At 46.8% G+C, this 13,983-nt stretch carries 11 protein-coding genes and 1 pseudogene; 6 read left to right on the top strand and 6 right to left on the bottom strand.

Features of this window, described 5'->3' with window-relative positions; genetic code table 11:
• Positions 1-14 precede the first annotated feature (14 nt).
• Positions 15-211, bottom strand: a pseudogene (locus NYE53_RS01940) (hypothetical protein).
• Positions 212-372: 161 nt separating this feature from the next.
• Here NYE53_RS01940 and NYE53_RS01935 point away from each other — a divergent pair.
• Complete coding sequence (locus NYE53_RS01935) at positions 373-1,236, top strand: transporter substrate-binding domain-containing protein (protein WP_339246957.1); 864 nt, start codon at positions 373-375, stop codon at positions 1,234-1,236.
• Positions 1,237-1,245: 9 nt separating this feature from the next.
• Positions 1,246-1,926, top strand: a complete 681-nt coding sequence (locus NYE53_RS01930) for an amino acid ABC transporter permease (protein ID WP_003234624.1) — start codon at positions 1,246-1,248, stop codon at positions 1,924-1,926.
• A gap of 48 nt (positions 1,927-1,974) precedes the next feature.
• Here the strand turns inward: NYE53_RS01930 and zinU are convergent, their stop codons facing one another.
• The 5 genes from zinU to NYE53_RS01905 form a co-directional block, all read right to left on the bottom strand.
• Positions 1,975-3,168 (bottom strand): zinc metallochaperone ZinU, encoded by a 1,194-nt coding sequence (zinU, locus tag NYE53_RS01925; RefSeq protein WP_327829678.1) that lies wholly within the window; start codon positions 3,166-3,168, stop codon positions 1,975-1,977.
• 27 nt (positions 3,169-3,195) lie between these two features.
• The gene (locus NYE53_RS01920) at positions 3,196-3,375 is read right to left on the bottom strand and encodes a hypothetical protein (protein ID WP_327829679.1); all 180 of its coding nucleotides are present in this window, start codon (positions 3,373-3,375) and stop codon (positions 3,196-3,198) included.
• Between the two features lie 237 nt (positions 3,376-3,612).
• Positions 3,613-4,197 carry a L,D-transpeptidase gene (locus NYE53_RS01915; protein ID WP_015382728.1) on the bottom strand — a complete coding sequence of 195 codons (585 nt, stop codon included), beginning with the start codon at positions 4,195-4,197 and terminating at the stop codon, positions 3,613-3,615.
• Positions 4,194-5,108: a GTP cyclohydrolase FolE2 gene (gene folE2, locus NYE53_RS01910; RefSeq protein ID WP_335388861.1), complete on the bottom strand. Its 915-nt coding sequence runs from the start codon at positions 5,106-5,108 to the stop codon at positions 4,194-4,196. The genes NYE53_RS01915 and folE2 overlap by 4 nt, the downstream gene beginning before the upstream one ends.
• A gap of 116 nt (positions 5,109-5,224) precedes the next feature.
• The gene (locus NYE53_RS01905) at positions 5,225-6,430 is read right to left on the bottom strand and encodes a nitrate/nitrite transporter (RefSeq protein WP_327829681.1); all 1,206 of its coding nucleotides are present in this window, start codon (positions 6,428-6,430) and stop codon (positions 5,225-5,227) included.
• A 179-nt stretch (positions 6,431-6,609) separates the two neighbouring features.
• On the opposite strand from NYE53_RS01905, the gene nasB reads away from it, so the two are divergent.
• The 4 genes from nasB to nirD all read left to right on the top strand — a co-directional run bounded on the left by nasB (position 6,610) and on the right by nirD (position 13,954).
• Positions 6,610-8,925 carry an assimilatory nitrate reductase electron transfer subunit NasB gene (gene nasB, locus NYE53_RS01900; RefSeq protein WP_339246952.1) on the top strand — a complete coding sequence of 772 codons (2,316 nt, stop codon included), beginning with the start codon at positions 6,610-6,612 and terminating at the stop codon, positions 8,923-8,925.
• A 6-nt stretch (positions 8,926-8,931) separates the two neighbouring features.
• Positions 8,932-11,064 carry an assimilatory nitrate reductase catalytic subunit gene (gene nasC, locus NYE53_RS01895; RefSeq protein ID WP_339246949.1) on the top strand — a complete coding sequence of 711 codons (2,133 nt, stop codon included), beginning with the start codon at positions 8,932-8,934 and terminating at the stop codon, positions 11,062-11,064.
• 120 nt (positions 11,065-11,184) lie between these two features.
• Entirely contained in the window at positions 11,185-13,602 is a 2,418-nt protein-coding gene (gene nasD / locus NYE53_RS01890; protein ID WP_339246947.1) for an NADPH-nitrite reductase, read from the top strand.
• 31 nt (positions 13,603-13,633) lie between these two features.
• Positions 13,634-13,954 carry a nitrite reductase small subunit NirD gene (nirD, locus tag NYE53_RS01885; RefSeq protein ID WP_003246252.1) on the top strand — a complete coding sequence of 107 codons (321 nt, stop codon included), beginning with the start codon at positions 13,634-13,636 and terminating at the stop codon, positions 13,952-13,954.
• Positions 13,955-13,983: the final 29 nt, after the last annotated feature.

The following is a 13,983-nucleotide window of genomic DNA, read 5'->3' as shown; positions in this document are numbered from 1 at the left end:
CTCCCCATTATGGTTTAAATGTTTCCATTTTCTTTCTCATCGAATATATCATATGCCTTAGGGGCATCAGCAAGACTTAATTTATCCTGAAGATCGGTTTCATGCTTCTTGACCATTTCTTCCGGTATTGGCATAGATGAGTGACGAGTCTGCTGCATCCTTCACTTTCACATGCGTTTCCTTGGTACGTCTGGCATTCATCCTTGGACAACCCCTTTTTTCATCACCTCTTCCCTTCATAGACGCTTTTAAACACCCACCTATGCTTTTTGTATACACAATTCGAACTTTTTGAAAACGCGATCAACATATTGCAACCCCTTATGTTCAATGCTATCTTTTTAGTTGATTAACAGATTGGGGGAACTATAGGTGAAATCATTCATGCATTCCAAAGCCGTTATATTCAGTTTCACAATGGCTTTCTTTCTTATATTGGCAGCCTGTTCCGGCAAAAATGAAGCCGATTCCAAGGATACAGGCTGGGAGCAAATCAAGGACAAAGGGAAAATCGTAGTCGCTACATCAGGTACGCTCTATCCCACTTCTTATCACGATACTGACTCTGGCTCTGATAAGCTGACGGGCTACGAGGTTGAAGTTGTTCGTGAAGCGGCAAAACGCTTAGGGCTGAAGGTTGAGTTCAAGGAGATGGGCATTGACGGGATGCTGACAGCGGTGAACAGCGGACAGGTTGACGCAGCCGCAAATGACATCGATGTGACGAAGGACCGCGAGAAGAAGTTCGCATTTTCTACTCCATATAAATATTCATACGGCACGGCAATCGTCCGTAAAGACGATTTATCCGGGATTAAAACGCTTAAGGATTTAAAAGGGAAGAAAGCGGCTGGCGCGGCTACAACCGTCTACATGGAGGTCGCGAGAAAATACGGCGCCAAAGAAGTGATTTATGATAATGCGACGAATGAGCAATATTTAAAAGATGTTGCCAACGGACGCACTGACGTCATTTTAAACGACTATTACCTGCAGACACTTGCGCTCGCGGCATTCCCGAATCTCAACATTACAATTCATCCTGACATCAAGTACATGCCGAACAAACAGGCCCTTGTCATGAAAAAAAGCAGTGCGGCACTTCAGAAAAAGATGAACGAAGCATTGAAAGAGATGAGCAAGGATGGCTCTTTGACTAAACTATCGAAACAATTCTTCAATAAAGCAGATGTATCAAAAAAAATTGATGCCGACGTTCAGGACGTTGATTTGTAATCGGACGCCATGATCAATAGCATTCAATGGGAATATATTTTCAACACGAAGCTGGCTATTGAATCGTTCCCTTATGTCATAAAAGGCATTGGGTATACACTGCTCATCTCTTTTGTAAGCATGTTTGCGGGAACTGTGATCGGCCTGTTCATATCACTCGCCAGAATGTCTAAACTTGCTTTGTTAAGATGGCCAGCGAAGCTCTATATCTCATTTATGCGGGGCGTTCCGATTTTGGTGATTTTGTTTATCCTTTATTTCGGGTTTCCTTATATCGGCATTGAATTTTCCGCTGTCACGGCTGCTTTAATCGGGTTTAGCCTAAACAGCGCCGCCTACATTGCGGAAATTAACCGGTCAGCCATTTCATCCGTCGAAAAAGGACAGTGGGAAGCCGCATCCTCGCTGGGTCTTTCCTATTGGCAGACGATGAGGGGCATCATTTTGCCGCAATCGATACGTATTGCGCTGCCTCCGCTTGCCAATGTATTGCTCGACTTAATCAAGGCATCATCTCTCGCTGCGATGATTACAGTGCCGGAATTGCTCCAGCATGCGAAAATCATCGGGGGCAGAGAGTTTGATTATATGACCATGTATATTCTGACCGCTCTCATTTATTGGGCCATCTGCTCCATTGCCGCGGTCTTTCAGAATATCCTTGAGAAAAAATACGCTCATTATGTTTAAACAAACGTTTCATTAAAAAAAGCCGCTCCCCAGGGGACGGCTTTTTTTCTATTGATTCAGCTTCCATTTAAACGGGTCCTCAAACAGCGACCAGTCGGAATCAAATTCATATTCAGTCAGCAGGCATTGATCAAGCTCTTTCGTAATCGTTTCTTCATCCAGGTCAGTTCCGATAAAAACTAGCTGTGTTAGGCGGTCGCCGAACTCCGGGTCCCACTCCTCCAGGATTTCCGGCTCCTGCTGCTTGACTTGCTCCTGCTCAAGCTTCGGCAGCGCCGCCACCCAATAAGATACAGGCTCAATCGTAACCGACGGACCTGCTTGCGACACCAGCAAAGCAAGGTTGTTATGAGATGCGCACCAGACGATTCCTTTGGCACGTACCACGTTCTTTGGCATTTGATCCAGCCAACGGTAAAATCGTGTAGAATGAAACGGCAAACGTCTCTTATATACAAATGAAGAGATACCGTATTCTTCTGTTTCCGGGGTGTGTTCCGCATGGCCTGCCGTCAGCTCTTGAATCCAGCCGGCCGATCCGCTCGCTTCCTCGAAGTTAAATAACCCTGTATGCAAAATCTCCTGCGGTTTTACATTTCCTTTGACGGAACGAATGAACCTGGCTCTTGGCTGCAGTTTACGAAGAACGTTTTCAAGCTGTTCGAGCTCTTGCTCGCTGACCAAATCACATTTATTTAAGATCAGTACATCGCAAAACTCAATTTGATCGATCAAGAGGTCGGCGATTTCTCTTTCATCCTCTTCCCCCAATGCTTCTTTGCGGTCCAGAAGGCTTTCGCCTGACTGATAATCATGCCAAAAACGGTTGGCATCAACCACTGTCACCATCGTATCCAGCTGACAGAATTTTGTAAGATCGATTCCCATCTCTTCATCGATATAAGAGAAAGTCTGGGCCACCGGGATTGGTTCGCTGATTCCTGTCGATTCGATGACGATATAATCAAACCGTCCGTCTTTTGCCAGCTTCTCAACTTCAATTAATAAGTCTTCGCGAAGCGTGCAGCAAATGCAGCCGTTTGACATTTCCACAAGCTTTTCATCTGTTCTGGAAAGGCCCCCTTCCTGCTTAACCAAACCCGCGTCAATGTTCACCTCGCTCATATCGTTTACGATAACTGCTATTTTCAAGCCTTCCCGATTTTGCAGAATGCTGTTCAGCAATGTTGTTTTTCCCGCACCGAGATAACCGCTCAGTACGGTAACCGGAATTTTTTTCATAATAATGCCTCCATTAAAATAGAATGATTACGATTTAAATTGTATACTTCGCCATATGTACAATGGTGTAGAGCAGCTTTTCGCGCTCCGAAAACATTCTCGTTGCTGCCCGATTTCTAAATCCGTAAAGGCTCCAACCGCGTTTAATCCTTTTCCCCATCGCAAATCCCTGCCCCTTGCCGACATTCGGAAAACCGCAGCTTGCATAAAGCAATTGCTCCACTTGCGTTGCTGAACCGATGGAAAGCGCAAATATCTCATCAAAAGTAGATTGGGTTTCGTTTCCAGTTTTCAAGAGACGCTTCATGGGGATCAATGACAGCAAGATCCTTAGCCTTTCCGCTTTTCACAGATGCACAGCTAATGATAAGCATTTACAACAAAACGTAATTGTTACGATTTAAATTGTATGGTCTTTTTTCCTTTTTGTCAACGGTTTTCAATTCAGCTGATCACCACTTTTGTATGTTCAGGGATATTTTCATATACCCATTTCGCATCTGGAATGGTCAGCCTGATACATCCGTGAGATGCTTTCGTTCCTAGTTTTTCTGCTTCCGTTTTGATGACTTTTTGATCCTTAGTCATTGGCACACTATGAAATAAAAATTCACCGTGATTTTTCCATGATACCCAGTATTCTGCGCCTTCCTGGTATCCTTCGGAGAAAAACCATTCTCCCCGTTCAGGCTCTACATAAAAGGTGCCCTTTGGCGTAGCATCATCTTTTGTTTGATCAAGACCAGAAGAGATCATCATTGTATAGATGGTGTTGCTTCCTTCCTTGATGTAAGCCTTCTGCTCCTTCACATTCACATCAATCCAGACATGCTTCTGTTTAATATCCGGGTATTCTCCACCCGAAGGCTTTGTCCAATCAATGCTTGTTTTTGCTGTTTTTCGAACGTCCGTTATGTTTTCGACCGTTTTCTTTGTATTGATACTTGCGTGTTCTTCTGCATGATCGGAGCAGGCTGACAGCAGGCAGGCTGGCATAAGAACTGCAATAATGAATAATGAGAGTTTCATATTTTATCCACTTCCTTCGAAAAACACAGCTTCGCATAGGCATCGTGGAGATGGATCGATTCTTCATTGCGGCATTCAATCTCAAAGGCAGACACCCATTCAAGCTCAAACAAATCTGCAGCAATCAGCCGAGCGAGATCCTCAACAAACCTCGGATTCTCATAGGCCGTTTCTGTCACCGCTTTTTCATCAGGGCGCTTCAATACCGGATGCAGTCTCGCAGAGGCATTTGATTCTGCGGCGTGAAGCAAATCAGCTTTAACATCACTTGGCAGCGATGCGGCCGGGTGAATATCCGCCCAAATGCTGACCGTTCCCCTCTGATTATGGGCACTATATTCGCTGATTTCCTTGGAGCAAGGGCACAGAGTCGTTACTTTTGCTGAGATGCCGGCACGCTGTTTAAACGGCTGATCTTTGCGATAGGTGACAGACATGAATATATCAGCATGCATCAAACCCGCTTTCTCAAGCTTCGGACTTTTCCGTTCGAAAAACCACGGAAACCTCACTTCAACTGAGGCAGATGATGTGTCCATGTTTTCTGCAAGCTCTTTCGTAAATTGCTGAAGAGAGGAAAATGAGAGAATCCAGCCGTTTTGATGATAGACTTGCAGCAGCTCTGTTAACCGGCTCATGTTAATCCCCTTCTGATTTCTCGGTAAATTACAAGTCATTGTAAAATTCGCAGCAGTTGTTTGCTCGGCAGGCATCATGGCAGAAGTGATTGTGACTGGATGGGACACATTAGCGACACCTACATGCTGAATGTCAAAAAAATAATCCTTCCTGATATTTTGCAGGTCCTTCATTTTCTCTTTTTCCACTGGTTTCTCGCCTTTGATCGGACTGACCGATCCAAAGTATTGAAGACGCTCCGTTTTTTTCGGGAGCAGCGTATGTTGATTCATTCAGAAAACTCCTCTCGCTAACAAATCGTAATAATTACTATTTATTTTGATCGGTTCACTGTTGAAAATCAAGAGAAAATAAAAAAGACACGCACAAACGCGTGTCCGTCAAAACCCTAAACATCCGCCGGGCTGCTTTCCGCGCTCCAGCTTTTCCGCCAGTAATAGCCTGCGGCAAGCACAAGTGCAAACGCCAGCAGCGCGATACAGGAAAACGTGATAAAACCGATAGCATATGTGCCTGTCATCTGTTTGAGAGATCCTAAGATGTTCGGCAGGAAAAATCCTCCGATTCCTCCGGCCGCACCGACGATTCCCGTCACCATGCCAATTTCTTTGCGAAAACGCTGCGGCACGAGCTGGAATACTGCACCGTTACCCATTCCGAGCCCCATCATTCCGACAAACAATAGAACAATAACCGTTGAGAGAGATGGCAGGCTGCTGACTCCGGCCATACACAGTGCCACGATGACAAACAGTACAGAAAGAACTTTCGTGCCGCCGACACGATCCGAAATCAAGCCCCCGACAGGCCGGAAAAAGCTCCCCGCCGCCACACATAATGTAACGAAGTCGCCCGCGTGAATTTTTGACAGCTGGTATTGATCAACAAAGAAAATAGATAAAAAGCTTGAGAGCCCGACAAATCCGCCAAATGTGACGCTGTACAGCAGGCAGAAAAACCATGTTTCCTTTTGCCCGAACACATGCAGATAGCTTTTGAGTGGCTGCGGAGCCGGCTGTGCAGGAGAATCCTTTGCCATGGATACAAAAAGAATAAAGACGATCAATAATGGAATTAGCGCAATTCCCATGACAATGTGCCAGCCGAACTGCTCTGCCAGACGAGGGCCAAACAGGGTTGCAAACAACGTGCCGCTGTTCCCCGCTCCGGCAATCCCCATCGCAAGTCCCTGCAAATGAGGCGGATACCAGCGGCTGGCCATAGGCAGCGCTACAGCAAAGCTTGCCCCCGCCACGCCAAGCAGAATCCCGATGGCATACAGCTCAGTCAGGGAACGGCCGCCGAATGTCCCCCAAAGCAGCGGAATCATCGTCACCAGCATCCCGATCACTGCCGTTTTTTTCGGTCCGATTCTGTCCGTTAAAATACCAAGAATGATACGAAACACTGATCCAGATAAAATCGGCACAGCTACGACAAGCCCTTTCTCAAAAGGAGACAGGCCAAAATCCTGAGAAATATAAACACCCAGCGCCCCAAGCATAACCCATATCATAAAACTGACATCAAAGTATAAAAAGGAACAGAGCAACGTGAGTGGATGACCGCTAGTTTTCAGTTCCGACAGCTTCATAAGATTCCCCTTTCTAGACCCTCATTATTTTACATTTTCTGAATCAAGGATATAGGACCATTATTTTCTGGAAAAGACATGTGTAAGTTTTTGTGACACGTTTAATGCGTTAACAGTGCATTGTGACATAATTTTTAATAGGAGAAAACTTACGAGCTTCGCCAAAGGAGGTCTGATACATGAAGAAACAACGATTGGTGTTAGCGGGAAACGGCATGGCCGGAATCCGCTGTATTGAAGAAGTATTAAAGCTGAATCGCCACATGTTTGAGATTGTCATTTTCGGAAGCGAGCCGCATCCCAATTACAATCGCATTCTCTTATCCTCTGTATTGCAGGGTGAAGCGTCACTCGATGATATTACACTGAACAGCAAGGATTGGTACGACAAGCACGGGATCACGCTTTACACAGGCGAAACGGTTATTCAGATTGATACAGATCAGCAGCAGGTCATCACAGATCGGAAACGCACTCTGTCGTATGACAAATTAATAGTGGCAACAGGCTCCTCCCCTCATATTCTCCCTATCCCCGGGGCAGACAAAAAAGGTGTCTATGGATTTCGGACAATAGAAGACTGCCAAGCGCTGATGAACATGGCCCAGCACTTTCAAAAGGCTGCGGTAATCGGAGCCGGCTTATTAGGACTGGAAGCTGCAGTCGGTTTACAGCATCTCGGTATGGATGTCAGCGTCATTCACCACTCCGCCGGCATTATGCAAAAACAGCTCGATCAAACAGCGGCGCGGCTGCTGCAAACAGAGCTGGAACAAAAAGGCCTAACCTTTCTTTTGGAGAAAGACACCGTCTCCATTTCCGGCGCCACCAAGGCAGACCGAATCCATTTTAAAGATGGCTCTTCATTAAAAGCAGACTTGATTGTGATGGCGGCCGGCGTCAGACCGAATATTGAATTAGCTGTATCCGCTGGAATCAAAGTGAACCGCGGGATCATCGTGAATGACTTCATGCAGACAAGCGAACCGAATATCTACGCCGTTGGTGAATGCGCTGAGCATAACGGAACGGTGTACGGATTGGTGGCTCCGCTTTATGAGCAGGGAAAAGCTCTCGCCAGTCATATTTGCGGCGTTCCATGTGAGGAATATCAAGGCTCAGCACCATCTGCGGCGTTAAAAATAGCTGGAATCGATGTGTGGTCAGCAGGAAAGATCCAAGAGGATGAACGCACGACGAGCATCAAAATCTACGACGAACAAGCAGGAGTTTATAAAAAAGCGCTTTTTGTAGATGACAAACTGGCCGGCGTTATTTTATTCGGAGACACCCGTGACAAGCAGCGGCTTCTCGACAGCCTGCTTAAACAACGAGACATCTCCATTGTCAAAAAGCAGATCATCGAACCGGAGACAAGCGGCACTTTATTTGAATCCATGCCTTCCAGTGAAACGATTTGCCAATGCAACACAGTAACGAAAGGCGCGATTGAAGACGCGGTGAACACGAAAAGCTTAACAACTGTTGAGGAAGTCAAGCACTGCACCAAAGCCACTGGGTCCTGCGGAGGATGCAAACCGCTCGTTGAAGACCTTTTGAGGTACATGACCAACAGCGAATATACGAAGCCCGCCGGCACACCTTCGTTTTGCAGCTGTACTGATTTTACAGAAGACGACATCATCGCTGAGCTTCAGCGCAGGCCATTCACTAATCCGGCAGAAGTGATGAACCAGCTTGACTGGAAAACAAAAAAAGGATGCAGTACTTGTGTTCCTGCGATTCAATACTATCTGGAAATGCTGTACCCTGGGTTTGTCCAGCCTGAGCCAGCCACTGAAGAGACATGCATCCTGATTCCGCAAATGTACGGCGGGCGGACAAACGCGGAGCAGCTAAGAACCATCGCCAACATCATTGAGGCATACAGCATTCCCGACGTATCCATCACTCACGGCCAAAGGCTGAAGCTTTCCGGGATCAAGCCTGCGGATCTCCCGAACATAAAAAAAGACCTGAAAATGCCCGTTTACACCAATGAACACCGACACACGCTGCAAAGCATCAAAGCATGTACATGCGGGCAAAATCGATCGATTCAGCAGCTGGCAGCCCAAATCGAAAGACAACTTGAGACGCTTTCCTTACCCGCTCCCATTTCTATCAGCTTATCATGTGAAACAGACTGCACCGATGCCGCCCTGCAAGATGTCGGCGCAATTCGGACACAAGCTGGCTGGGACATTCACATCGGCGCCGTCCGGGGAACTCATGCCCGTTCAGGAGCTCTGTTTTGCGTGACTGAGAACGAAGACAGCACTGCCGACATGATCAAAGGACTGATCCAGTATTATCGGGAAACGGCTCATTACTTAGAAGCTGTTCATCAGTGGATAGAACGTCTCGGGATCGTTCATACCAGAGAAGTGCTATTCGAAGAAGACCTAAGGGCACAGCTGCTGGAAAGCCTCCAAACAGATCTGTCACTGATTCAAAACCCGACTGTAGAGACGGGTGCATATAAGAAAGGATGAGGCATTTTGACTGAACGACTGCTTAGATATTTCCGTGATAAACAGCAAGACGTCCAATCAGAAAAAACATATGACACTCAATGCCCGTTTTGCAGCATGCAGTGCAAAATGCAGCTCGTGGAACAAACCATCGTCACGCGCAAAAAGTACACTGCGATCGGGATTGATAATCCTACAACACAGGGCCGGCTATGCATGAAGGGCATGAATGCTCACCAGCATGCCTTGAACTCCTCTCGCATCACCCGCCCTCTGCTGAAGAAAAACGGCGAGTTTATCCCTGTTTCCTGGGAAGAAGCATTGAATTACATGAAAGACCAAGTGACGATGATCCAGGCAGAACACGGCCATGACGCCATGGCGGTATACGGAAGCGCCTCGATTACAAATGAAGAGGCGTATTTGTTAGGGAAATTCGCACGGGTGGGCTTACAGACTAAATACATCGACTACAACGGAAGGCTTTGTATGTCCGCCGCAGCAACCGCAGCCAACCAAACATTCGGCGCGGACAGAGGCTTAACGAATCCCTTATCAGACATTCCTCACACCCGTGTGATCATTTTGGCCGGCACCAATATCGCGGAGTGCCAGCCTACGATTATGCCATATTTTGAAAAAGCGAAAGAAAACGGAGCTTACATCATTGCCATTGATCCGCGTGAAACAGCAACAACAAAAATCGCCGATCTTCATCTGAAAATCAAACCCGGCACAGACGCCGCCCTTGCCAACGGTCTCGTCAAAATCATCATTGACGAACAGCTTATAAACGAGGATTTCATTCAATCACGAACAAATGGATTCGAAGAGCTGAAGCAGCATACTGACTCGTTGGACCTGAATGACATCGCCGAACAGACGAGTGTCCCGCTGGCGGATATAAGAAAAGCTGCTGTAAAGTTTGCCAAGGAAACGTCCGGCATGCTGTTTACAGCCCGCGGGATTGAACAGCAAACCGATGGAACAGCGGCTGTGAAAGGCTTCTTAAACATGGTGCTGATCACAGGAAAAATCGGCACACCTTACTCAGGTTACGGGGCGATCACCGGACAAGGCAACGGGCAAGGTGCAAGAGAGCATGGCCAAAAAGCCGATCAGCTTCCGGGCTATCGATCTATTGAAAACGAACAACACCGGGCACATGTTGCGAAAGTGTGGGGAATCCATCAGGATGATCTGCCGCGAAAAGGTGTCTCAGCCTATGAAATGATGGAAAAAATCAATGACGGCGACATCAAAGGATTGTTCCTCATGTGCTCCAATCCTGCTGTCTCCAGTCCAAATGCGAATCTCGTGAAAAAGGCTTTAAGGAAACTGACATTCTTTGTTGCAATCGATTTGTTTATTTCTGAGACTGCGAAATACGCAAATGTGATTTTACCTGCCTCCTCTTACTTAGAAGATGAAGGCACCATGACAAATGTAGAAGGACGCGTGACATTAAGAGAGGCAAGCCGGCCATGCCCCGGCGAAGCCAAGCATGATTGGCAGATCATTTGTGATCTCGCATCCGCTCTCGGCAAGGGGCGCTACTTTTCTTATACGTCAGCGGAGGATATTTTTAATGAATTGAGAGAAGCGAGCCGAGGCGGGATTGCCGATTATTCAGGCATCTCATACGGCAGGCTCAGACGTGAAGGCGGCATTCATTGGCCGTGTCCGGAATCTGATCATCCCGGAATTGGGCGCTTGTTTACAGAATCATTTGCTCATCCGGATCAAAAAGCGGCATTAAGTGTGATTCCAAACGAACCACCTGTTCCAAAAGAGAAGCCGACAGCCGATTATCCGCTTTATTTAACGACAGGCAGAGTCATGTCTCACTACTTAACAGGCGTCCAAACAAGAAAAAGCGCCGCCCTTGCCGCGAGACATTTTGAATCGTTTATGGAAATCCATCCGCAAACAGCAGCGACCTACAATATCGAGGACCGTGTACTGGTAAAAATAGAATCGCCGCGGGGAAGCATCACCGTCCGCAGCAAACTATCAGAACAAATCAGAAAAGATACCGTTTTTGTTCCCATCCATTGGGCAGACGCTCAAAATGTGAATGATTTAATCGGGGAAGCCTTAGATCCAGCCTGTAAAATGCCCGGTTTTAAGGTATGTGCCGTCCGAATCAGACCCATTTAAATTTTTCATAAAATTTTTAGAACTTTTCGTATATTTTGTTACATTTTATAACATGTATCTTAAATATTCCTTTTTGCTGTGCTACGCTGGAAAAAACATTGATAAGGAGCGGATCATCTGATGGGAAAAAAACAGCTAGTTCTTGTTGGTAATGGAATGGCCGGGGTAAGGGCCATTGAAGAGATACTGAGTGTTGCTAAAGACGAGTTTCAGATCACAATTTTTGGTGCCGAACCGCATCCCAATTACAACCGAATCCTTTTGTCAAAAGTGCTTCAAGGCGATACAGATATTAAAGATATTACGTTAAACGATTGGGACTGGTACGAAGAAAACAACATTCAATTGTATACAAATGAAACAGTCATCAAAGTGGACACGGAAAACAAAACAGTCATCACAGATGCAGACAGAATCCAGCCTTACGATGAATTGATCCTGGCGACAGGCTCGGTCCCTTTTATCCTTCCGATTCCGGGCGCAGACAAAAAAGGCGTCACAGCTTTCCGTGACATAAAAGATACAGACACAATGCTCGCCGCGTCAAAACAATATAAAAAAGCTGCCGTCATCGGCGGAGGACTTCTTGGTTTGGAAGCAGCTCGCGGACTGCTGAATCTTGGCATGGATGTGTCCGTCATCCACCTTGCCCCATTCCTGATGGAGCGCCAGCTTGATGCAACGGCAGGACGCCTGCTGCAAAACGAGTTAGAAAAACAAGGTATGACCTTTTTACTTGAAAAGCAAACAGAAGAAATTGTCGGTGATGACCGTGTCGAAGGCCTTCGTTTCAAAGATGGCACAAGCATTGAAGCCGATTTAGTCGTCATGGCTGTCGGCATCCGCCCGAATACGCAGCTTGGCATAGTAAGCGGCATTCCGGTCAACCGCGGAATCATTGTCAACGACTATATGCAGACTGAAATCCCGCACATTTACGCGGTCGGCGAATGTGCCGAGCACCGAGGAATCGCCTACGGGCTTGTGGCACCGCTCTATGAACAGGCAAAAGTGCTAGCGAAGCATATTTGCGGCATCGAAACAAAACCGTATGAGGGCTCCGTTCTCTCCACACAGTTAAAGGTATCAGGCGTCGAGGTTTTCTCTGCCGGTGACTTTAACGAATCAGAAGAGAAAAAAGCGATTAAAGTCTTCGATGAGCAGGACGGCATCTATAAAAAAATCGTCCTGAGAGGCAATCAAATAGTCGGTGCTGTTTTATTCGGCGACAGCAGCGAAGGCAACCGCCTGTTTTCTATGATTCAAAAAGAAGCCGATATCTCTGAAACCTCAAAAATATCAATCTTACAGCCTCTCGACCAACAAGCAGGCACAAGCATTACCGCAGCGATGAGCGACGATGAAATCATCTGCGGCTGCAACGGCGTGTCAAAAGGCGACATTATTCAAGCCATACAGGAAAAGGGCTGCTCGTCAACGGATGAGATCAAAGCATGCACTGGTGCATCCCGCTCATGCGGAGGCTGTAAGCCACTCGTAGAAGAAATCCTCCAGCATACGCTCGGATCAGACTTTGATGCGTCAGCGCAAAAAGAAGCCATTTGCAGCTGCACCACATTGTCGAGAGATGAAGTCGTAGAAGAAATCAAAGCCAAAGGGCTGTCACATACAAGAGAAGTCATGAATGTGCTCGGCTGGAAAACGCCAGAAGGCTGTTCCAAATGCCGGCCCGCTCTGAACTACTACTTAGGCATGATCAATCCAACCAAATACGAGGATGACCGGACATCCCGCTTTGTTAATGAACGAATGCACGCCAATATTCAAAAAGACGGAACATACTCAGTCGTTCCTCGGATGTACGGCGGCGTGACCAACTCCACAGATTTGCGCAAGATCGCCGATGTCGTTGACAAATATGAGATCCCGCTCGTGAAAATGACAGGCGGCCAGCGAATTGATCTTATCGGCGTGAAAAAAGAAGACCTTCCGAAGGTATGGGAAGATCTTGATATGCCGTCGGGCTACGCGTACGGAAAAACACTCCGCACAGTGAAAACTTGTGTAGGCGAGCAATTCTGCCGCTTCGGCACACAAGACTCCATGGCACTGGGCATTGCGCTTGAGAAAAAATTCGAAGGGCTGAACACGCCGCACAAAGTCAAAATGGCCGTGTCTGCATGCCCGCGAAACTGTGCTGAATCCGGCATTAAGGACCTTGGCGTTGTCGGCATCGACGGAGGCTGGGAGCTTTATGTCGGCGGAAACGGCGGAACCCACTTGCGTGCCGGCGATTTGCTGATGAAGGTGAAAACAAATGAAGAAGTCTTAGAATACGCAGGCGCTTACCTGCAATATTACAGGGAAACCGCAAACTATCTGGAGCGTACGTCCGCATGGCTTGAGCGCGTCGGTTTACCCCATGTCCAATCCGTGTTAAACGATCCGGAAAAGCGGCAGGAGCTGAACGACCGAATGAATGAAACACTCTCTGTTCACAAGGATCCGTGGAAAGACTTTTTAGAGGATAAACAAACCTCGAAAGAATTATTTGAAAATGTCGTGACCACATCATAATGACAAAAACAATCATTGAGGAGGAATGGGCATGGTAAACAAAGACGTAACAAAAGTATGTATCGGAAAAATTGAAGAATTGCCTGAACAATTAGGCAAAACAGTGTATATTGAAGATAAGGAGCTCGCGGTTTTCAAGCTTTCAGACGGAAGCATCCGCGCCATCGAAAACCGCTGTCCGCATAAAGGCGGCGTCCTGGCAGAAGGCATCGTCAGCGGTCAATATGTTTTCTGCCCGATGCACGACTGGAAAATTTCCTTAGAAGACGGAATCGTCCAAGAACCTGACCACGGATGCGTCAAAACATATGAAACGCTGATCGAAGGAGAACATGTTTATCTCGTATATTGATCAAAAGACCGGATCACTTTTCTAGTGGT

The sequence above is a fragment of the Bacillus sp. FSL R5-0523 genome (assembly GCF_037975295.1).
Lineage (GTDB): Bacteria > Bacillota > Bacilli > Bacillales > Bacillaceae > Bacillus > Bacillus subtilis.
The sequence above is the reverse complement of the archived record's forward strand: the minus strand, read 5'-3'. Positions and strand labels throughout refer to the sequence as shown.

What these genes read in the sequence shown, in the direction of transcription:
- NYE53_RS01930 (WP_003234624.1), top strand. Translation starts at nt 1,246, where the DNA reads ATGATCAATAGCATTCAATGGGAATATATTTTCAACACGAAGCTGGCT.
- zinU (WP_327829678.1), bottom strand. Translation starts at nt 3,168, where the DNA reads ATGAAAAAAATTCCGGTTACCGTACTGAGCGGTTATCTCGGTGCGGGA.
- NYE53_RS01920 (WP_327829679.1), bottom strand. Translation starts at nt 3,375, where the DNA reads ATGCAAGCTGCGGTTTTCCGAATGTCGGCAAGGGGCAGGGATTTGCGA.
- NYE53_RS01915 (WP_015382728.1), bottom strand. Translation starts at nt 4,197, where the DNA reads ATGAAACTCTCATTATTCATTATTGCAGTTCTTATGCCAGCCTGCCTG.
- folE2 (WP_335388861.1), bottom strand. Translation starts at nt 5,108, where the DNA reads ATGAATCAACATACGCTGCTCCCGAAAAAAACGGAGCGTCTTCAATAC.
- NYE53_RS01905 (WP_327829681.1), bottom strand. Translation starts at nt 6,430, where the DNA reads ATGAAGCTGTCGGAACTGAAAACTAGCGGTCATCCACTCACGTTGCTC.
- nasB (WP_339246952.1), top strand. Translation starts at nt 6,610, where the DNA reads ATGAAGAAACAACGATTGGTGTTAGCGGGAAACGGCATGGCCGGAATC.
- nasD (WP_339246947.1), top strand. Translation starts at nt 11,185, where the DNA reads ATGGGAAAAAAACAGCTAGTTCTTGTTGGTAATGGAATGGCCGGGGTA.
- nirD (WP_003246252.1), top strand. Translation starts at nt 13,634, where the DNA reads ATGGTAAACAAAGACGTAACAAAAGTATGTATCGGAAAAATTGAAGAA.